Annotated in this window: 19 protein-coding genes and 1 tRNA gene; 17 read left to right on the forward strand and 3 right to left on the reverse strand. The window is 46.7% G+C overall.

Features of this window, described 5'->3' with window-relative positions:
• Positions 1-20: 20 nt before the first annotated feature.
• From VC178_RS07310 to VC178_RS07360, 11 genes are all read left to right on the forward strand, one after another.
• Entirely contained in the window at positions 21-680 is a 660-nt protein-coding gene (locus tag VC178_RS07310) for a YfgM family protein (protein ID WP_323482070.1), read from the forward strand.
• Positions 677-1846 carry an outer membrane protein assembly factor BamB gene (bamB, locus tag VC178_RS07315; RefSeq protein ID WP_323482071.1) on the forward strand — a complete coding sequence of 390 codons (1170 nt, stop codon included), beginning with the start codon at positions 677-679 and terminating at the stop codon, positions 1844-1846. Before VC178_RS07310 ends, bamB begins: the two co-directional genes overlap by 4 nt.
• On the forward strand, positions 1843-3207 hold the full coding sequence (der, locus tag VC178_RS07320) for a ribosome biogenesis GTPase Der (protein ID WP_216125601.1): 1365 nt from the start codon (positions 1843-1845) through the stop codon (positions 3205-3207). The genes bamB and der overlap by 4 nt, the downstream gene beginning before the upstream one ends.
• Positions 3208-3374: 167 nt before the next feature.
• Positions 3375-3626: an RNA chaperone Hfq gene (hfq, locus tag VC178_RS07325; RefSeq protein ID WP_215294932.1), complete on the forward strand. Its 252-nt coding sequence runs from the start codon at positions 3375-3377 to the stop codon at positions 3624-3626.
• Positions 3619-4860, forward strand: a complete 1242-nt coding sequence (hflX, locus tag VC178_RS07330) for a GTPase HflX (protein ID WP_323482219.1) — start codon at positions 3619-3621, stop codon at positions 4858-4860. The genes hfq and hflX overlap by 8 nt, the downstream gene beginning before the upstream one ends.
• Positions 4850-6349: an FtsH protease activity modulator HflK gene (gene hflK, locus VC178_RS07335; RefSeq protein ID WP_323482072.1), complete on the forward strand. Its 1500-nt coding sequence runs from the start codon at positions 4850-4852 to the stop codon at positions 6347-6349. The genes hflX and hflK overlap by 11 nt, the downstream gene beginning before the upstream one ends.
• Positions 6349-7218: a protease modulator HflC gene (hflC, locus tag VC178_RS07340; RefSeq protein WP_215294929.1), complete on the forward strand. Its 870-nt coding sequence runs from the start codon at positions 6349-6351 to the stop codon at positions 7216-7218. The genes hflK and hflC overlap by 1 nt, the downstream gene beginning before the upstream one ends.
• A 20-nt stretch (positions 7219-7238) precedes the next feature.
• Positions 7239-8399: an ATP phosphoribosyltransferase regulatory subunit gene (locus VC178_RS07345; RefSeq protein ID WP_323482073.1), complete on the forward strand. Its 1161-nt coding sequence runs from the start codon at positions 7239-7241 to the stop codon at positions 8397-8399.
• A 72-nt stretch (positions 8400-8471) separates the two neighbouring features.
• Positions 8472-9812, forward strand: coding sequence for an adenylosuccinate synthase (locus VC178_RS07350; protein WP_323482074.1), 1341 nt, complete (start codon positions 8472-8474; stop codon positions 9810-9812).
• A 102-nt stretch (positions 9813-9914) separates the two neighbouring features.
• Complete coding sequence (locus VC178_RS07355; RefSeq protein WP_323482075.1) at positions 9915-12131, forward strand: malate synthase G; 2217 nt, start codon at positions 9915-9917, stop codon at positions 12129-12131.
• A gap of 77 nt (positions 12132-12208) precedes the next feature.
• Positions 12209-12712 carry a hypothetical protein gene (locus VC178_RS07360; RefSeq protein WP_323482076.1) on the forward strand — a complete coding sequence of 168 codons (504 nt, stop codon included), beginning with the start codon at positions 12209-12211 and terminating at the stop codon, positions 12710-12712.
• Here the strand turns inward: VC178_RS07360 and VC178_RS07365 are convergent.
• Entirely contained in the window at positions 12699-13214 is a 516-nt protein-coding gene (locus VC178_RS07365) for a hypothetical protein (RefSeq protein ID WP_215318221.1), read from the reverse strand. The genes VC178_RS07360 and VC178_RS07365 overlap by 14 nt on opposite strands.
• Before the next feature lie 80 nt (positions 13215-13294).
• Here VC178_RS07365 and VC178_RS07370 point away from each other — a divergent pair, with 80 nt between their 5' ends.
• The 3 genes from VC178_RS07370 to VC178_RS07380 are packed head-to-tail and all read left to right on the forward strand — an operon-like array spanning position 13295 to position 15789.
• A complete protein-coding gene (locus tag VC178_RS07370) occupies positions 13295-14533 on the forward strand; it encodes an MFS transporter (protein ID WP_323482077.1) in 1239 nt (412 codons plus the stop codon).
• Between the two features lie 36 nt (positions 14534-14569).
• Positions 14570-15253, forward strand: a complete 684-nt coding sequence (locus VC178_RS07375; protein ID WP_323482078.1) for a dienelactone hydrolase family protein — start codon at positions 14570-14572, stop codon at positions 15251-15253.
• Positions 15254-15291: 38 nt separating this feature from the next.
• A complete protein-coding gene (locus VC178_RS07380; protein ID WP_323482079.1) occupies positions 15292-15789 on the forward strand; it encodes a hypothetical protein in 498 nt (165 codons plus the stop codon).
• Between the two features lie 62 nt (positions 15790-15851).
• Here the strand turns inward: VC178_RS07380 and VC178_RS07385 are convergent.
• Positions 15852-15938: transfer RNA gene (locus VC178_RS07385), tRNA-Leu, on the reverse strand.
• A 157-nt stretch (positions 15939-16095) separates the two neighbouring features.
• Between VC178_RS07385 and rnr the strand changes: the two genes are divergently transcribed.
• The 3 genes from rnr to VC178_RS07400 are packed head-to-tail and all read left to right on the forward strand — an operon-like array spanning position 16096 to position 19488.
• Complete coding sequence (gene rnr, locus VC178_RS07390) at positions 16096-18480, forward strand: ribonuclease R (RefSeq protein WP_323482080.1); 2385 nt, start codon at positions 16096-16098, stop codon at positions 18478-18480.
• 26 nt (positions 18481-18506) lie between these two features.
• Complete coding sequence (gene rlmB, locus VC178_RS07395; RefSeq protein WP_215294915.1) at positions 18507-19274, forward strand: 23S rRNA (guanosine(2251)-2'-O)-methyltransferase RlmB; 768 nt, start codon at positions 18507-18509, stop codon at positions 19272-19274.
• A gap of 28 nt (positions 19275-19302) precedes the next feature.
• A complete protein-coding gene (locus VC178_RS07400) occupies positions 19303-19488 on the forward strand; it encodes a DUF2892 domain-containing protein (RefSeq protein ID WP_215294914.1) in 186 nt (61 codons plus the stop codon).
• Between the two features lie 31 nt (positions 19489-19519).
• Here VC178_RS07400 and tal read toward each other — a convergent pair whose 3' ends face one another.
• Positions 19520-20497 carry a transaldolase gene (tal, locus tag VC178_RS07405; protein ID WP_323482081.1) on the reverse strand — a complete coding sequence of 326 codons (978 nt, stop codon included), beginning with the start codon at positions 20495-20497 and terminating at the stop codon, positions 19520-19522.
• Positions 20498-20569 lie beyond the last annotated feature (72 nt).

A 20569-nucleotide genomic window follows, 5' to 3' on the forward strand; every position in this document is an offset into this window, starting at 1 on the left:
CGAAATCAGCTCGGATTGACATGCCTTTAGATCTAGAAGAACAAGAACAGTTAGACCAACTCAAAGCATTTTGGCAAAAGTATCGCAACCTGATAACGGGTGTGGTGACTGTGGCTTTATTTGCTTATGCCGCCTATAGCGGATATCAGTGGTGGCGTAATAGCCAGGCTCTCGAAGCTTCGAAGTTATACGAGACCATGGTGGGCGCGATTGCTAAGGGCGATAAAGATCAAACCTTGCGTGCTGCGGATGATTTGCAAAAAGACTATGCTCGCACCCCTTATGCACCGATGTCGAGTTTAATTGCGGCGCGCATCGCAGCGGATGCTGGTGACAATGCTAAAGCACTAGATTATTTGCGCTGGGCTGCTAAGAATGCTTCGAATGATGGCTATCTAGCTTTAGCTAAGTTGCGTTTGGTATCGCAATTGATTGAACAAGGTAGTGAAAAGGATTTTGCTGAAGCCGATCAAATACTCAAAGATAAGCCGGTAGCTGGTTTTGAAGCCCTATGGCTTGAGCGACGGGGTGATTGGTATTTGGCGCAGAAGAAAAATGCAGAAGCAAAAGCCAGCTATCAAGACGCTTGGAAAGCATTAGATCAAGCAAAAGAATTTCCTGAAGAGGCGCGTCGCCTCCTGAAGGTGAAGTTAGATGCTGTTGGAGGAGTTGCTCAGTGATTTTCGCAATGAAGGTTTCAGTGAAGCGTGCAGTAAAACTCATTAGCAGCGCCCTGCTGATTGGGGTGGTTGCCACCGCTTTGGTCGCGTGTTCAGGCGGTTCACGCGTGCGCAAGCCTGCAGAACTGGTACCAGTCACTAACCAATTCGATTTGCAGCCGGTTTGGTCTACGAGCGTTGGTTCATCAGAAACCTTTAACTTTCATCCGGTCGTAGCGGGTGATGCAGTCTATGCAGCCTCACATCGTGGCAACCTAGCCAAAATTGATTTGGCAACCGGCAACAAAGTCTGGGAGGTATCGGTTCCTGAACGTTTGGCGATTGGTCCTGGTTCAGATGGCCGCGTTACCGTTGCTGTGAGTATTAAGGGTAATGTGTATGCCTATGACGATAGCGGTAAGCCTTTATGGAATGTCAATGTCGGTAGCGAAGTATTGAGTGAGCCGGTAGTTGCCGGTGGCGTGGTAGTCATTCGTGCGCTGGACAACCGCTTCATTGGTTTGGATACCCAAACTGGCGTGCGTAAGTGGATCTATCAACGCCAACAATCAGCATTGTCCTTGCGTGTTGGCTATGGTATGTTGCCAATCAATAATGAAGTGATCGTGACTGGTTTTGCTGGTGGACGCTTTGGCATGATTGCAATGGCTAATGGCGGTTTAGTTTGGGAAACCCCAGTGTCCTTTCCAAAAGGCTTTTCTGAGATCGAGCGTTTGAATGATGTGACTGCCAAGCCGAGCATGCAAGGCGATATTATTTGCGCTGTCTCCTATCAAGGCCGCATTGGTTGTGGTCAAGCCCGCACTGGCAATCTCTTGTGGTTTAAAGATTACTCGAGCTACACCGGTACTACTCAAGGCACTGAATTAGTCTTCTCTGCCAATGAAAAATCGTATGTCACTGCTTTTGTCACTAAGGACGGCACTCAGGCTTGGGAAAACACCCAGCTGACTTTCCGTGATGTCGGTGAGCCTTTAGCAGTGGGTAGAGTATTACTTATGGGTGACGCGCAAGGTTATGTGCATGCATTTTCTCAGGCGAATGGCGAGATGGTCGCACGTATTCGTCACGACAGTAGTCCAATCTCAGCCGCCCCTATTGCCGTGGGTGGCCTCATCTTGATTCAATCTCAGGGTGGAAAAATTGCAGCGTACAGTCCAAAATGAATCCAGTCATCACAATTGTCGGTCGCCCCAATGTTGGGAAGTCGACACTTTTTAATCGCTTAACGCGTTCACGTGATGCCTTAGTTGCAGACTTTTCTGGTTTAACGAGAGATCGTCACTATGGCAAAGGCCGTATTGGCGAGCGTGCATTTATTTGCGTGGATACCGGTGGTTTTGAGCCGGTTGCAAAGACCGGCATTGTTGCCGAGATGGCCAAGCAAACGAAACAAGCGGTCGCTGAATCTGACATTGTGATTTTCTTGGTAGATGGCCGCTTGGGTATGGCGCCACAAGACCGCGTGATTGCCGACTTCTTACGTAAGACTGGTAGGCCCATCATTCTGGCGGTGAACAAAACCGAAGGTATGCAAGCAGGGGTTGTCACTGCAGACTTTCATGAGCTTGGTTTGGGTGAGCCGTTCCCGATCTCTTCTGCGCATGGTGATGGTGTTCGTGGCCTGATTGACGATGCACTTGATTCATTAGGCATCCCCGAGCCAGACGAAGCAGAATTAGCGAGCGATCCAAATCGTCCGATGAAGATTGCAGTAGTAGGTCGTCCTAATGTGGGTAAGTCGACCTTGATCAATAAATTGATCGGTGAGGAGCGCGTCATTGCATTCGATATGCCAGGAACCACCCGTGATGCGATTGAAGTTCCGTTTGAGCGGAATGGCAAGCCGTATATCTTGGTGGATACGGCAGGCTTGCGTCGCCGTGGAAAAGTCTTTGAAGCGATTGAGAAGTTCTCTGTGGTTAAAACCTTGCAAGCGATTGCTGATTGCAATGTGGTGATTCTGATGCTCGATGCTCAGCAAGATATTTCTGAGCAAGACGCGCATATCGCAGGATTTATTGTGGAAGCAGGGCGTGCACTGGTTGTTGCCGTCAACAAATGGGATGGCATCGATTCATACGTCAAAGAACGTGCCCGTTTAGAGATTGCGCAAAAGTTGCGCTTTCTAGACTTTGCTAACGTCCATCCGATTTCTGCGAAAAAAGGGACTGGCTTAAAAGAGCTCTTTAAAGATGTGGATGCTGCTTATGCAGCGGCCATGGCGAAATTGCCAACCCCACGTTTGACCCGTATTCTGCAAGAGGCAGTGGAACACCAGCAGCCAAAACGGGTTGGTATGGGTCGCCCTAAATTGCGTTATGCACACCAAGGGGGCATGAATCCTCCGATCGTTGTGATCCATGGAACATCATTGAGTGGCGTGACCGATAGCTATAAACGCTATCTAGAAGGTCGCTTTAGGGATGTCTTTAAGCTGCGCGGTACGCCCTTACGGATTCAGATGAATACCGCCAAAAACCCCTACGTCGATGCAGATAAAGGTAAAAAGGGCAAAAAGCGCTAGTTTGGGATAAGCTTTTATCTTGGAAGTAATCAAGCCTTGATTTTTATGTAATTAAGCCCAATATAGATAGCTGGGTAACAACAGTTTTAGAGGTATTTAGTAAAAAAATAATCAGCAAAAAGCAAGACTCCCAAAATAAAGCAAGTCAAAAATAAATAAGGAGCAGTATGAGTAATAACAACCCCAACAAAATCCAATTGCTGCAGGATCCGTTTCTAAATGCACTGCGCAAAGAGCATATTCCTGTTTCAATCTATCTTGTGAATGGTATTAAATTGCAAGGCAATATCGAGTCATTCGATCAATACGTTGTACTACTGCGCAATACCGTAACGCAGATGGTTTACAAACATGCAATCTCCACGATCGTTCCTGCTCGTGCGATTGATTTCCGTGTAGAAGAAGCTAGCTCTGTATAAAACTGGTGTAGATGCGGCACGCGCCGTTCTGGTTGGTGTGGATACCGGACGCGAAGATTTTGCAGACAGTATGGCTGAACTCAGCCTCTTGGCTGATAGCGCTGGTTCTATTCCCGCAGCGAGCGTCATTGCGCGAAAGGGTAGAACCGATCCCGCTTTATTCATCGGTTCTGGAAAGGCGAATGAGTTAAAGCGGGTGATGGAAGAGCATGACGCTGAATTAGCTATCTTCAATCATCCTTTATCCCCGACCCAGCAGCGGAACTTAGAGCGTCATATTGGTCGTCATGTGATGGATCGCACGGGTTTGATTTTGGATATCTTTAGTCAACGCGCGCAAAGCCACATCGGTAAGACCCAAGTCGAATTAGCGCAAGTGCGTTATCGCATGTCTCGCCTCGTGCGCGCTTGGAGTCACTTAGAGCGTCAGCGGGGTGGTATTGGAGTGCGCGGTGGACCGGGTGAAACCCAGATGGAGTTAGACCGCCGGATGTTGGCGACCAAAGCTAAGCGCCTTGAAAATGAATTAGAAAAACTACAGCGTCAGCAAAGAACCCAAAGAAGGGCGCGCAATCGTCAGGATGTGTTCTCCGTTTCCTTGGTGGGATATACCAATGCTGGTAAATCAACGTTGTTCAATGCGTTGACCAAGGCGGGCACTTATGCTGCTAATCAGCTCTTTGCCACCTTAGATACCACTTCTAGAAGAGTCCATTTAGAGGGGGTAGGCTCGATTGTGGTGTCAGATACCGTCGGATTTATCCGCGATTTGCCACACCAGTTGGTCGAGGCCTTTAGGGCTACTCTGGATGAAACGATCCATGCCGACCTGATATTGCATGTAATTGACGCCTGCAGCCCAGTTGCCAGGGAGCAAAAAGCGGAAGTTGAGGCGGTTTTACAAGAAATCGGGGCTGACGACATCCCGCGCATTGAGGTGATGAATAAGATCGATTTAATGCCTCAAACCTTCACCCGCGGGGCTGTTTTAGAGCGGGATAACCAAGGTTTTCCGAGCGAAGTTTTCCTCTCAGCCCAAACAGGCTTAGGCCTTGATTTAATGAGGTCAGCCTTGGCGGAATGCTCCCAAATGACTGATAAAATGAGGAGTGAACACAACCGTGCTAAGACTCAACTGGCCCCGGACGAGTTTTTAGCACCTTTACCTGAACGACCAGAGTCATCCGAATTTAATCCGATTCCTAACCGAAGCTACTTTTCTAATGATGCGTAAATTTTTAGACCTTTTTTCGGTCAATGATCCAGGTTGGGGCAATAGCCACAACAACGGATCCAAAGATTCCAAGGATGCCAAAGAAGGGCAGGGCAATGAGCAAGCTCCAAAAGTAGAGCCTGATCAAAATCCACCAACAGGTCAGCCAAATAAGCAGCCAACCAAGCCAGATGGTCCACCAGATTTGGATGAGTTGTGGCGCGATTTCAATGACAAGATTGCCGGTATCTTTGGCGGTAAGAAAAAGCCAGGTACGAATTCACCCGCTTCTGCTAAAAAACCCAACAGTGGCGATATTCCTCCGCCATCACAGCGTGGTGGTAACGGTGGTGGTTCTGCTGGACCAAACTTTAATTTCACAAACCCCTTTAGCTCCAAGAGTGGTCCGCTAGTAGCGCTGGCGATCTTCCTCTTCTTTTGGGTGTGCAGTGGTTTTTTCATTATCCAAGAAGGTCAGGCGGGAGTTGTTCTGAGTTTTGGTAAATACGACTACACCGCTAAGCCTGGTATTAATTGGCATTTCCCATGGCCGCTCCAGTCTGCTGAAACAGTCAATCTCTCGGGCGTGCGCTCCGTTGAAGTGGGCCGTCCGGTACTGATTAAAGCGACTAATCAAAAAGACTCTTCGATGTTGACTGAAGATGAAAACATTATTGATGTGCGTTTCGCTGTGCAATACCGCTTAAAAGACCCAACTGATTATTTATTTAACAATCGTGATCCTGATGCTGCAGTCATCCAAGCTGCTGAAACAGCCGTGCGCGAGATTGTCGCTCGTAGCAAGATGGATACTGTTTTGTACGAAGGGCGCGAGAAGATTGGTATTGATCTTGCCAATTCGATTCAAAAGATTTTAGATAGCTATAAGACAGGCATTTATGTCACGAGCGTTACGGTACAAAACGTACAACCACCAGAACAAGTGCAAGCTGCATTTGACGATGCGGTGAAGGCTGGTCAAGATCAAGAACGCTTAAAGAGTGAGGGCCAGGCTTATGCCAATGACATCATCCCGCGCGCTAAGGGTACTGCAGCTCGCTTAATTCAAGAGGCAGAGGGCTATAAGGCTCGTGTAGTAGCTACTGCAGAGGGTGATGCAACTCGCTTTAAGCAAATCTTGGTGGAATATTCAAAGGCGCCACAAGTGACTCGTGATCGCATGTATATCGATACGATGCGCGAAATGTATAACAACGTGACTAAGATTTTGGTTGATACGACCAAGAGCAATAGTTTGTTGTATTTGCCGCTCGATAAGATTGTTGCGCAGGTCAGCGCAGAGACCGCACAAGCTACTGGCGCTCCTGTTAATCAAGGCAACCCAACTTCTTCTAGTACCCCAACTGGTTCTGTCACAGTGGGTGGAGCAACAGGGCTTAATAATCCTGCGCCAACTACTGCAGCGCCTGTAGTAAGCCCAAGCTCTAGTAATGATAGGTCAGCGGATAAGCGCGATGGTTTGCGTAGTCGTGATCGGGAGAGCCGTTAATGAATGCTAATCGTCTGATCGTCGCTGCGGTTGCATTTATTGCGCTCGTCTATGTACTGTCTTCCAGTATCTTTGTTGTGGATCAACGCAAGTTCGCCGTTGTGTTCTCTTTTGGTCAGATCGTGCGCGTGATTGAGAAACCGGGTCTGCAGGTGAAGTATCCAGGTCCATTTGAGAGTGTGCGTTTCTTCGACCGTCGTATTTTGACAATTGATAATCCAGAGGCAGAGCGCTTCATTACTGCTGAGAAGAAAAATCTGCTCGTAGATTCTTATGTGAAGTGGCGCATTGTTGATCCTCGTAAATTCTTCATTAGCTTCAAAGGTGATGAGCGCCTGGCGCAAGATCGCTTAACGCAACTAGTGCGATCCGCATTAAATGAAGAGTTCACCAAGCGCACAGTCCGTGAATTGATTTCTGATCAGCGTGAAGAAGTGATGCAAGGTATTCGCAAGAAGGTCGCGGTTGATGCATCTGATATTGGCGTAGAAATTGTGGATGTCCGCTTAAAACGCGTTGACCTCTTGGCTGAGATTAGTGATTCAGTCTATCGCCGGATGGAGGCTGAGCGTAAGCGTGTAGCCAATGAGTTGCGCTCTACTGGTGCAGCAGAGTCTGACAAAATTCGCGCTAATGCAGAGCGTCAGCGCGATACGATTTTGGCTGAAGCCTATCGTGATGCTCAAAAGATCAAAGGGGCGGGAGATGCTAAGGCCACCTCACTCTATGCCGAAGCATTTGGACGTGATCCACAGTTTGCGCAGTTCTATCAGAGCTTAGAGGCCTACCGTAACTCTTTCAAGGATAAGAAAGATGTGATGGTGGTGGAGCCGAATGGTGAGTTCTTCAAGTTTCTGCATAAAAAATAAGAAAGCGAATCATTCAGATCATGAATCGTTGGTTACTTCCTGAAGATATTGCAGACGTTTTGCCAGCTGAGGCTCGCAAGGTAGAGTCTTTGCGTCGTGCCATCTTGGATCTTTATCAATCCTATGGCTACGAATTAGTGGCTCCTCCAATTTTGGAGTTCTTGGATTCACTCTTAACTGGCACGGGTTCTGATCTCAATTTGCAAACTTTCAAATTGGTTGATCAATTATCAGGTCGCACCTTGGGCTTACGTGCGGATATCACTCCGCAAGTCGCGCGTATCGATGCGCACTTATTAAATCGGGCAGGTGTTACTCGGCTTTGCTATGCAGGCTCGGTTGCGCATGCACGCACCCCCGTAGGTAGCTCATCACGCGAACAATTGCAATTAGGTGCAGAGATCTATGGCTGCGCCAATTGGGAAGCGGACTTTGAAGCTATTACCTTATTGCTCAAGACTCTGGATGTAGCTGGTCTCAAAAAGGTGTATTTAGATTTGTCACACGCTGGCATCTTGACTGGTATTTTGGCTGATCAAAAGCTCGCTAAAGAAACCATTGAAACTTTATATGGCCTTTTGCAGACCAAGGATCGCCCTCGTTTACAACAATGGGCAACCTGTTTGCCTGCCAAGATTGCTGACGCTTTGCTTGCATTGACAGAATTAAATGGTCCGTGCGCTGAAGTGCTAGCTCAGGCAAAGCAGGTGCTACCGAAGCATGCTGCTATTGATCAGGCATTAGCAGACTTAGAGCGGATAGTTTCTGCAGCAAATGCTAATGTAGGTATAGAGCTCAGCATTGACCTAGCTGATCTGCGTGGCTATCAATATCACAGCGGTGTGATGTTTGCAGCTTATGTAGATGGCTTGCCACAACCGATTGCTAGAGGCGGCCGCTATGACCAGGTGGGTCAGGCCTTTGGTCGCTCCCGGCCTGCTACCGGATTTTCCTTGGATCTACTCACATTAGCTAGCTTGTCACCTTTACAGGTTCGTAAATTCGCTATCCTTGCACCTTGGGTTCAGGATGTGGCCTTAGAAAATGCCATCACTGAATTGCGCAATCGTGGTGAAGTAGTGATTCAGGTTCTTGCCGGTGAATCCGTTGAGGTAGCTGAATATGAATGTGATCGAGCATTGGTGAAGCAGGGTAACTCTTGGGAAGTAAAGAAGAACTAAAGTCAGTAGCAATCGATTGATTAATCAAGTAATCACTTAACCTAATTTGTCATTATCTTTTTGGATTTCAATATGTCTTCAAAGCAGCAAGCAAAAGGTCGTAACGTCGTTGTCATTGGCACCCAGTGGGGTGATGAAGGCAAAGGTAAGGTAGTTGATTGGTTAACTGATCACGCTCGAGCAGTCGTGCGCTTTCAGGGTGGTCACAATGCTGGTCATACCTTAATCATTGGTGGTAAGAAAACGATTTTGCGTTTGATTCCTTCTGGAATTATGCATAAAGAGGTGATCTGTTACATCGGTAATGGTGTGGTGCTGTCACCAGAGGCGCTCTTTAAAGAAATCGGCGAGCTTGAAGATGCCGGTTTAGATGTCCAATCTCGTCTAAAAATCTCCGAAGCCACTACTTTGATTCTCCCGTACCACGTAGCAATTGATCATGCGCGTGAGAAAAAGCGTGGGGAAGCCAAGATCGGTACAACCGGGCGTGGTATTGGCCCAGCTTATGAGGATAAAGTGGCACGTCGTGCTTTGCGCGTCCAAGATTTGTTCTATCCAGAAAAGTTTGCAGCGCAATTGCGTGAGAACTTGGAGTATCACAACTTCATGCTCACCAACTATTACGGTGCTGAGCCTGTCAACTATGAAAAGACACTTGCTGAAGCGATGTCTTATGCAGAGCGCATCAAGCCAATGGTAGTCGATGTCTCTAGCGCTTTATATGCTGCCGAGCAAGCCGGTCAAAATCTCTTATTTGAAGGTGCGCAAGGTACCTTACTCGATATCGATCACGGCACTTATCCATACGTCACTTCTAGTAACTGCGTAGCGGGCAATGCCGCGGCGGGTTCTGGTGTTGGCCCTGATTCACTGCAATATATCTTGGGTATTACGAAGGCCTATTGCACGCGTGTTGGTGCGGGCCCATTCCCAAGCGAGCTCTATGATCATGACAATCCAGCAAGACAAGATCCTATTGGTATTCGTCTTGCTGAAGTTGGTAAGGAATTTGGTTCTGTTACCGGTCGTCCCCGTCGCACTGGCTGGTTAGATGCTGCTGCTTTGAAGCGCTCGATTCAGATCAATGGTTTGTCAGGTCTGTGCATTACCAAGTTGGATGTGCTCGATGGCCTCGAAACCATTCGCTTGTGCGTGGGCTACAAGCTCGATGGCAAGAAGTTAGATGTATTGCCGCGGGGCGCAGAGTCAGTAGCTCGATGTGAGCCAATCTATGAAGATTTCCCAGGCTGGAAAGGCACCACTTTTGGGATTCGGGAGTGGGGTAGGCTACCTGTAGAGGCGCAAAATTTCCTGCGCCGTATTGAAGAAGTGGCTGGTAAGCCAATCGCAATGGTTTCTACAGGACCAGAGCGTGATGAAACCATTCTTCTCCAACATCCCTTTCAGGATTGATGGAAAATATTTGATTCAGTAAGGAAGTGAGAAATGAAGTAAAAAACGAAGTAAGAAACTAAGTAAACCCAATTTTTAACTTTTGCATAAGAAATGAATCACATGACTGCGCGTACTACCTGTAATGGCCTTCAAGTAGCAACCCCCTTGTATCGTTTTATTGAAGACAAAGTGCTTCCTGGAACTGGCATTAAGAGTGCTGATTTTTGGAAGGGTTTTGATGAAATCGTTACAGACTTAACTCCAAAAAATGAAGCTTTACTGGCAAAGCGCGATCGTTTACAGCTTGATCTAGATAAATGGCACAAAGCCAATCCAGGCCCAATTAAAGATATGCCTGCGTATCGCAAATATTTAAAAGAAATTGGTTATATCGAGGATGTTCCTGCCACGATTAAGGCTACCACTCAGAATGTGGATGATGAGCTAGCTCTCCAAGCTGGCCCTCAGCTTGTTGTTCCAGTTCTCAATGCGCGCTATGCCTTGAATGCTGCTAATGCCCGTTGGGGATCTTTGTATGATGCTTTATATGGCACAGACGTGATCTCTGAAGCAGAAGGTGCCACTAAGGATGGCGCTTACAACCCGATTCGAGGTGCAAAGGTAGTTGCCTTTGCTCGTCAGTTTTTAGATGAATCCGCTCCTTTGGCTGGGGCTTTATATCGCGATGTAGTGGCCTATAGCGTTGTAGATAAAAAACTGTCCGTTAAATTAAAAGACGGTAGCACTACTAGCTTGGTTGATGAAAAACAGTTCGTGGGCTATCAGGGCGATGCTTCTGCACCATCATCCATTTTGTTGCGCAATCATGGCATTCATATTGATATTGAAATCGATAGGACTAAAACTATTGGTGCTGCTGATCCAGCTGGAGTCAATGATGTGGTGCTCGAGGCAGCACTCTCAACCATCTTGGACTTAGAAGACTCAGTAGCTGTAGTTGATGGCGATGACAAAGTACTTGCTTATGAGAACTGGTTGGGTATACTCAAAGGCACCTTGGTTGAAGAAGTCAGTAAGGGTGGTAAAACATTTACCCGCAAACTGAACCCAGATCGTCAATATAAAGCAGGTATAGGCGCAACCAATGCAAAAGATGGCATTGTGACGCTGCATGGCCGCTCACTCTTATTCCTTCGCAACGTTGGCCACTTGATGACTAACCCAGCCATCATTACTAGCGAAGGTAAGGAAATCTACGAAGGTATCTTAGATGCCGTAGTTACCGTATTAATTGCTTTGTATGACATCAATCGCCCAGCAACTCAGGCCATTGGCAATACACGCAAGGGCTCTGTCTACATTGTGAAGCCAAAAATGCACAGCGCAGAAGAAGTGGCGTTTGCTAGCGAGCTCTTCGGCCGTGTTGAGAAATTACTGGGTTTACCCGAGAACACTGTCAAATTAGGCATCATGGATGAAGAGCGCCGTATGAGCGTCAATATTAAAGCTGCTATTGCTGCAGCTGGTGCTCGCGTTGCGTTTATTAATACTGGGTTCTTAGATCGCACCGGTGATGAAATGCATACCGGTATGTATGGTGGTGCCATGGTTCGCAAAGGCAGAATGAAGATTGCCAAATGGTTCGGAGCGTATGAGCGCCGTAACGTATTGGCAGGATTGGATTGTGGTCTACGTGGCCGTGCACAGATTGGTAAGGGTATGTGGCCTGCGCCAGATCTGATGAAGGAGATGGTAGAACAAAAAGGGGCGCATCCTCTAGCCGGAGCCAATACGGCTTGGGTACCATCGCCTACCGCTGCCACTTTGCATGCTATGCACTATCACCAAGTTAATGTGGCCAAGATTCAAGAAGAGATGGAGAAAGAAGATACTGCGGCTGAGTATGAGGCTTTAACTGACGATCTCTTGACTGTGCCAATTGCGCTCTATCCTGATTGGACTAAAGAGGAGATTCGCGAAGCCCTCAATAATAATTGCCAAGGTATCTTGGGTTATGTAGTGCGCTGGATTGACCAAGGTGTAGGTTGCTCTAAGGTGCCTGATATTTACAACGTAGGCTTAATGGAAGATCGCGCAACTTTGCGTATTTCTAGTCAGCACATTGCCAATTGGTTGCTACACAAATACGTCACTAAGGCAGAAGTAGAGGAAGCAATGCAACGCATGGCTAGCATTGTTGATATGCAAAATGCAGGCGACCCTTTGTACAAACCAATGATGCCAAACTACAAAGACTCTTATGCCTTTAAAGCTGCTAGTGATTTGATCTTCAAAGGTCTAGAGCAGCCTAATGGCTACACTGAGCCACTCTTGCATGCATGGCGTTTGAAAGTGAAGCAGGCGCAAGCGAAGTAATTCGCATTTGCCCGTAAAAAGAGATGGATTTGTCGCAAGGCAAGTCCATTTTTTATTTACCAATTGCATAAATAAGTATGTTTAGTTTCTTAAATCCTTTCTCTCTTCTCAAACGCTCAAGCCAAGCCTTTCCATTTCAATATCATGATGGTGGCAGAGGTGAAGCTGGCTTTAAAGGTAGCGCTGGCGACTGCGTTGTAAGATCGATTGCGATTGCAGCGAATCTTCCTTATCTACAAGTCTATCAAGATCTGGGTGAGGCTAATGAACGATACGCTAACGAGCGAGATAATAAGCTATCAAGACATCTTGTCCGCAGGGGTTCATCACCGCGAAATGGTAATCATCGCAATGTGTTTCATGATTACATTTTGAGTCATGGCTTTGAATGGGTTCCCACCATGAAAGTAGGAGCTGGTTGCCAGGTTCACCTCAGGACCGAAGAGCTTCCATTAGGCACTTTGATCGTTAAGGTCTCCAAGCACCTCACGACTGTGATTAATGGTGTGATTTTCGATACTCATAACCCATCTAGAGGTGGCAATCGTTGTGTATATGGGTATTACATCAAGAAGATTTAATGCGACTCCGGCTGTACTTTTGTCCCCAGGCTTTTTTGTAGGCTTCAGTCATTCCGATCATGACCGAGGTGGTCCAGGCGATTGAAAAGAGACCAGAAAATGCAATAAAGAAAGCCAAGCTTTTCCAACCTGCAGGTAAGGAATCAGCTGCAAATCCTACGGTGGTATAGCAACTACCTGCAAATATCAAAGCCTCGATTCCATTCGGAATCAAATTGAGCGCAATTAAGTAAACAGACCAAATCACAATTTCACAAATGTGCACGCAGGCAATCAAAATAAATGAGGCATAAAAGTGTATAAACACTCGGTTATATTGCCCCTGACTTTGATTTTTTTCGGTCCTTCTATCAAAGCGCATGATGATGTGATTAATGCAGCTACCATGAAAGACCAGAATCGCAATCAGGCCCAAGACTCCAAAGAAAACATCCGTGATAAGCGGTATCACGGGGATGCCTAGTACGGCTGTTTGTAGAACTGGTTCGGCAAATGTAGTCATGATCTAGGCAGGTAAGGGGTCGGCAGGATTGGGATTCAAGGGGGATAATGGCATATTGACCAGCGCGTGTAAAGCAGACCTTGAACCAGCCATCTAATCTTTTTGAATCCCCTAAGCGAGAGCGTTTTTTTCTCTTTGCATTAGCCGGAATTCAGTTCACGCATATCTTGGATTTTATGATCATGATGCCTTTAGGGCCTCAGTTCATTAAAGCGTTTTCAATCAATACTCATCAGTTTGGCTTATTGTTATCTTCCTATACTTTTGCGGCAGCAATTGCGGGAATATTTGCAACTTACTATGTCGACCGCTTTGAGAGACGGCAGTTACTCCTACGTTTATATGTTTGCTTCATCATTGCAACAATAGCCTGTGGTTTTGCACCGAACTACCATTTACTATTTATTGCGCGTGCTTGTGCAGGGGCCTTCGGTGGGATCTTGGGTTCACTTGTTCAAACTATCGTGGCTGACTCTATTCCGTTTGAACGTCGTGGTAAAGCCTTGGGTACTGTGATGGCAGCATTTTCGGTCTCGACTGTTGCCGGCGTTCCCTTGAGTTTATTTTTAGCCAATCACATCGACTCTTTAGGTTGGCGTGCGCCATTTATGTTTATTGGTTTGATCTCCACTCTCGTTTTGTATATTGGTTATGGCAATATTCCTAAGATTTCTGGGCATCTTCATCATGTTCATGAGGGAGGTCGTTTTAGACAAATCTATGACATCTTGATTGCCCATCACCACTTGCGTGCTTTTGTGTTCATGGGCCTAATTATGTTGACGGGATTCTCAGTGATTCCGTATATCGCGCTATATCTCACTGCCAATGTGGGTGTGGCTGAGTCCTATATTTCTCTGATCTATTTATGCGGTGGGGTCGCAACCTTAATGAGCTCCCGCTTGATTGGTCATATGGCAGATAAGTATGGCAAAGTACGCGTATTCAGAATCCTAGCAATAGTCAGTTTGATACCGCTGATCGTGACGACCAATTTAGTCCCCGTCCCTTTATGGGTGGTGTTAATTAATTCCACATCTTTCTTTATCCTCATCTCTGGTCGCATGATTCCGGCTATGGCAATGGTGAGTCAGTTAGTCGAGCCCAAGATTCGGGGGACTTTTATGAGCCTGGTAGGTTCGGTTCAGATGCTTGCCTCAGGCATTGCCTCGGTACTGGCTGGGGTAGTCGTAACCATCACGGCAGACGGTAAGATGGAGCACTACAACCTGGTTGGATATGGGGCGGTAGCCTGTGGCTTGCTCACGTTCTGGCTGGTAGGATATATTCATTCGGATACCAAAACGAAGAACGCGTAATGAATCCAATAGTCAGAAATAAATAAAGGAGCACACATGATCGAATACAAAAGACCCGATGGGCAATCAGTCAATGGATACTTGGCAGAGCCAACAGATCAATCTCATACTCCAGGGGTGGTCGTTATTCAGGAGTGGTGGGGGCTTGATAGTGAGGTGAAGGCTGTAGCCGATCGCTTGGCTAAGTCAGGGTATCGTGCACTAGTGCCTGATTTATATCGCGGCAAACTCGCTCTAGAAGCTAAAGAAGCAGAGCACCTCATGGGAGATCTGAACTTTAGTGATGCAGCGGGTCAAGATATTCGTGGTGCCGTTCAGTATCTCAAGGCTACTGGTAGCAAAAAAGTAGCAGTCACTGGCTTTTGTATGGGCGGTGCATTAACCGTACTATCCGCCTGTCATGTTCCTGAGCTTGATGGCACGGTGGTCTGGTATGGTTACCCTCCGCTGGAATATGTAGATGCCAAAGCGATCACAAAGCCAATGATGGCGCACTGGGCTAGCCATGATGATTTCTTTGCCATCTCGGGCGTTGATCAACTAGATACAAAGTTAACTGAGGCGAATATCCAGCATGAGTTCTATCGCTACGATGCTAAGCATGCCTTTGCTAATCCAAAGGCAGATAGTCGCGGTATGCCACCATTGCAATATAACGAGGCTGCAGCAAACTTAGCTTGGGAAAGAACCATGGCATTCTTAAAAAAGAACTTGGCTTAATTGAAAAACCTTAATTTAAAAACTTTAATGAATTTGTCATGCATCTCTTTTCAGAAAACCTGGCAGTAGAAGTCTCCACTTATTACCGTAACCTAGTTTTAGGTCATGGCGTTACGCCTAAGGTCTTTACCTTAGTCAATAGCGATGGTGATCAATATCTATTCTTCATCGACGACCTACAAATGGAAAGAGCAGAGGAAGATCAATTCCTGGCGTATATCGTCCAGCAACATGATGCAGTGACTTATGCTCGCGGTACCTTAGTCATCGTAGATAAGACCCAGCAATTCATCGAATTTGCCGTAGTGGATAAGGATGATGAAGAGGCGATTGTTTGCTCTGCAGAACTCACCCGCGACATGGAAGATAAGCCTATTGGTTTGACAGAGTTTGAGAAGACCCTAGTGAAAAGGAAATCCATTGTCTTTGGCCAGATCTACGATCCTGTAAAACTCTCCGAGGAAAAAACAGACGATTTTGAAAGTCTTTGGGAAGAAATGAAGGGGAAGATTCTCCATAGAAACATGGGAATCTAAGCGCTATTGAATTTAGGCTGATTCGTCCCCATATAAGAGCTATCAGGACTAGAAGGAGTGTTTGGTGCCCAGGAAGGGACTCGAACCCCCACAACCTTACGATCGCCAGCACCTGAAGCTGGTGCGTCTACCAATTTCGCCACCTGGGCATGCCTCTATTATAGAGGGATGGGTGTTTTTGGGCTATTTCAACCCCATTTTGGCTTTTTCCCTTCAGACTTGATGGTTTGATACAGTAGCCTTATTCATAACAAAAATAGATATCAGTAGATATATAGATAGGGCATGTATTGCCGAAGGAATTAAATGCGTAAAGCAAAAGACTTGGTGCCCCGCGAGGCTGATCGTTTAGGGACAGTTCAAGGGCATCGAGATGGATTCGGATTTGTTATTCCCGATGATGGTGGTGAAGATATTTTCCTCTCCGAAAGAGAGATGTCCCGTGTCATGCACGGCGATAGAGTCAATGTCAGAGTATTGGGAACGGATCGTCGTGGTCGCCCAGAAGGACAGATTGTTGAAGTCGTTCTGCATGCCAATAAGGTCGTAATCGGCCGCCTCTTAAATGAAAATGGTGTTTTGATTGTTGCGCCTGAAGATAAGCGTATCGGTCATGACATTTTGATTCCACCCAAGGGTCAAGGACAGGCCAAGTTAGGCCAAGTCGTTAGTGTTGAAATTATTGATTATCCAGATAGCTATCGTCAGGCAGTAGGGCGGGTTGTTGAGGTCTTGGGTGAGATTGATGATCCTGGTATGGAAATCGAAATTGCGGTGCGTAAGTACGGTGTACCCCACGAGTTCTCCGCCGCTGCCATGAAAGAAGCCGCTGCATTACCTGATGCAGTTCAGCAAGAAGATTTAGAAGGTCGCGTCGATTTACGTGATGTGCCATTAGTCACCATTGATGGTGCTGATGCCAGAGACTTTGACGATGCTGTCTATTGTGAGCCAGTAATGTACGGCAAGACTAAAGCTTGGCGTCTCATCGTCGCGATTGCTGACGTTTCGCATTACGTCAAACCGGGACACCCCTTGGATGACGAAGGCTTGCTGCGGGCAACCTCTGTGTACTTCCCAAGACGGGTCATTCCGATGTTGCCAGAGAAGATCTCGAATGGTCTTTGCTCACTCAACCCCAATGTTGATCGCCTCTGTATGGTGTGTGACTCGGTGGTGGATAACAATGGCATTGTATTAGCCTACCAGTTTTACCCAGCAGTCATGCATTCTGCACAACGTTTTACCTATGACATTGTTTGGGAAATTCTGTCTAATAGCAAAGGTCCGGAAGCAGCACGCTTTACCCAGTTCCGTCCGCTCTTAAGCAATCTCTACTCTTTATTTAAGATTCTGTTGTCAGCCCGTGAGAAGCGTGGCGCAATCGAATTTGAAACTACGGAAACGCAAATCATTAGCAATGAGCTTGGTAAGATTTTGCGAATCGAGCCGCGCCTGCGTAATGATGCTCATCGATTAATCGAAGAGTGTATGTTGACTGCCAACGTGTGTGCCGCAGACTTCATTGATAAAAATAAACATCTCAGCTTGTACCGTGTTCACGGCGAACCTTCTGAAGAGAAGTTGATGACCTTGCGTCAAGTATTAAGAACCTCAGGGCTATCTTTGGATGGTGGTGAAAAACCAAAACCTCGTGATTATGCAAAGCTGATGCGGGAGATTAAAGATCGACCTGATGCCAATATGCTGCAGTCAGTTGTATTGCGATCAATGCAACAAGCGATGTATCAACCAGATAACGAAGGTCACTTTGGTTTGGCATATCCAGCTTACTCGCACTTCACCAGCCCGATTCGTCGCTACCCAGACTTATTGACCCATCGAGTTATCAAGTCAATTTTGCAGAAGAAGCCATACACGCCGGTATTGCCTCCAAAAGTACCACTCAATTTGACCTTACCGCGTAAGGGCAAGGGAAGAGAGAATGCAGTCAATGCCAAAAAATCCCAAAGCGATGCGAAAGATATTGCAGCGAGAGGCGCTAGAGCGCCAAAAGGGGCTAACACAGCATTACCAATTTGGGGTCAGCTAGGGGTTCACTGCTCCTCTAATGAGCGCCGCGCTGATGAAGCCTCGCGTGACGTCGAGGCATGGCTCAAGTGTTATTACATGCGAGATCATCTTGGTCAAGAGTATGCAGGTACCGTAACGGGGGTTGCTAACTTTGGATTATTTATTCAGCTGGAGAATCTTTTTGTTGAAGGTATGGTTCACGTTACTGAACTGGGTGGCGATTACTTCCAATACGATGAAGCCCGTCAAGAATTGCGTGGTGAACGGACTGGCATTCGTTATCGCTTAGGTGATCGTTTACATGTATTGGTGAGCCGTGTTGACTTAGATGCTCGCAAGATCGAATTCAGTCTCGTTAAGAGCTCCGGTGCTGAAAGTGGTGGATCTTCTAATCGCCGTCAATTATTATTGGCTGCCGATACTGGTCGGCCTAATAAAAAGGCGGCACCTAATAAGAGTAGACCTGCTCATAAAGCGCCTCAAAAGCCCAGTGGGATCAACGTTAATGCTGCAAAATCCGCTGGTACCTTGGGCGCAACCCAGTCCAAAAGTAAAGCGAGTCGTAAAAACGGTAAGGCAAGTAAACCCGGTAGATCAGTCGGCAAGCCTGCAGGCACAAAACCGCCAGTACGTAATACCAAGGCCAGACGTAAATAATCAGCATATAAAGAACAAGCACAGAGATGAAACAAATATTAGTGGGATTTCATGCGGTGCAAGCGCGTTTGCGTGTTGACCCCGATAGCCTAAAGTCGGTGTACTTCGATCCTAGTCGTCGCGACCGACGCATGGGAGATTTTTTGAAGCAAGCTGAAGAGATTTTGGGCGAACGATTGCATGCAGCAGATGCTGAGCGTCTTCAAAAGTTGACTGGCCACGACCGTCATCAGGGTGTGGTTGCTTTAGCTGAAAAAATGACCATAGCGCGCACCATTACCGAAGTGATTGAAGATGTCGAGGGCACCCAAGCTAAACCATTGTTTTTAGTGCTCGATGGCGTGACAGATCCCCATAACTTTGGCGCCTGTTTACGTGTTGCTGATGGTGCAGGGGTAGATGCGGTAGTCATTCCGAAAGATCGTTCGGCTTCGATAAATGCTACCGTGAGCAAGGTATCAAGCGGTGCTTCTGAAGTCATGCCAGTGATTACTGTCACCAACCTGGTTCGCAGTATGAAAGAGATGCAAGAAGCGGGTGTTTGGTTGATTGGTACGGATGATGAAGCTCAAAAGTCGATCTATGACATCGACCTTACTGGCTCTATTGCTATCGTGATGGGTGCTGAAGGTGAGGGCATGCGCCGTCTTACAAAAGAAACCTGCGATGAGCTCGTCCGTATCCCAATGCAGGGTGTGGTCTCCAGTTTGAATGTTTCGGTAGCAAGTGGCGTATGCTTGTATGAGGCATTAAGACAGCGCCTTGCCAAATTAAATAACAAAGCTGCCAAATAGTTGTTTTTTCAATAACAAAGGGGCTTATATGAAATGCAATATTGGTCACACTGACCGTGTTTTGCGTATGACTGTTGGCGTCACCCTCATGGGTTTAGCAGGTTTTGGTATCACTGGCCCGTGGGCTTGGATTGGAATCATCCCTTTACTAACAGGGATCTTTGGTTATTGCGGGGCTTATACTTTGGTCGGTATCAATACGGCTAAGAAGTAAATTAAACATAAGCAAAGCTACTGCTAGCGAATTACTTTGCTAGCAGTGCTTCCAGCTTTTCGGTATCGATACAGAAATTGCGTATACCTTCTGCAAGTTTTTCTGTTGCCATCGCATCATTATTCAATTGCAGCCTAAAGCTAGATTCATCTAGTTTAAGTGGCGTTATATTCTCAGCACTTAATGCAGCGTGGGCATTGGTGCCATCCAATTTCTTACTTACTGTGGCAGTACCTGCACTCAACTCAGCCAATAACTCAGGGCTAATCGTTAAAAGATCGCAGCCGGCAAGCTCTAGGATTTGACTGGTATTGCGAAAGCTAGCGCCCATAATCTCGGTTGGAATACCAAAGTGCTTGTAATAATGAAAAATCCGCTTTACTGAAGTCACACCGGGATCATTCGCACCACCATTGTAGGTATCACTCCAATTGCTTCCGAGTTTCGCCTTATGCCAATCCGTAATTCGACCAACAAACGGTGAAATCAGTTTTGCATTGGCTGCGCCACAGGCCGCCGCCTGAATCAGCGAGAAGAGTAGAGTCATATTGCAATGAATGCCATCTGCCTCTAATTGTTTAGCAGCAGCAATACCCTCCCAAGTTCCAGCGAGCTTGATCAGAATGCGCTTGCGATCAATGCCCTGAGATTCATATAGGGCAATTAAGTGTTTTGCTTTAGCAACTGTGGCCTTGGTATCAAACGATAAACGCGCATCCACTTCGGTTGAGACACGACCAGGCACAATTTTTAAAATCTCCAAGCCAAAGGCAACCAAGATGTTATCCACCAAATCAGTAACGCTTAAGCTTGGGTGAGCTGCCTTCACCGCACTCACCAAAGACTGGTAATTACTTTGCTGGGCTGCCTTCAGAATGAGGGAGGGGTTAGTAGTGGCATCTTGAGGTTGAAACACTTGCATACGCTCAAAATCGCCCGTATCGGCCACGACAGTAGTGAATTTTTTGAGTTGCTCGAGTTGGCTGGGAGCGGAAGAGGCGCTATTCATGGCTGGATGGCTCTATTTAAGGGGTCTGCTTTAGTAGATTTCTTGTGAATATCATATGATAGATGGATTAAT

Origin of the sequence: Polynucleobacter sp. AP-Sanab-80-C2 (assembly GCF_035012965.1) — a bacterium.
GTDB lineage: Bacteria > Pseudomonadota > Gammaproteobacteria > Burkholderiales > Burkholderiaceae > Polynucleobacter.